General features: G+C 47.8%; 1 protein-coding gene and 1 pseudogene. One reads left to right on the forward strand and one right to left on the reverse strand.

Annotated features, from left to right (window positions below):
- The coding region (locus F1735_RS34995) for a helix-turn-helix domain-containing protein (protein ID WP_167241647.1) at positions 1-149 on the reverse strand (149 nt) is incomplete at its 3' end.
- Between the two features lie 21 nt (positions 150-170).
- Between F1735_RS34995 and F1735_RS38670 the strand changes: the two are divergent.
- Positions 171-255 (forward strand): annotated as a pseudogene (locus tag F1735_RS38670) (IS200/IS605 family transposase); the annotation flags it as partial.

Raw genomic sequence — 255 nt, forward strand, 5'->3', positions numbered from 1 at the left:
ATGAACTTGTTACCGGCCTCATGATTCTCTTTTTGCATCGCCAACGCCTTGTTGTAGACGAATCGGCACGCGCCAGCGAAGCGGCGCATATTGCGCTCTTGCTCGCCATCTGGCATCAGTTCGTATTTATAGGCTTGTAGTCGTTGCATGCTTCGATTATAGTTTGGTCTATGAGTCACTACAATGAAATTCGCCACGGAAGACACTGTGTTTTCCTCATGCACCTACATTTGGTCTTCGCAACAAAATACCGCC

The sequence above is a fragment of the Massilia genomosp. 1 genome, assembly GCF_011682185.1.
In the GTDB taxonomy this organism is placed as follows: domain Bacteria; phylum Pseudomonadota; class Gammaproteobacteria; order Burkholderiales; family Burkholderiaceae_D; genus Telluria_A; species Telluria_A rubra.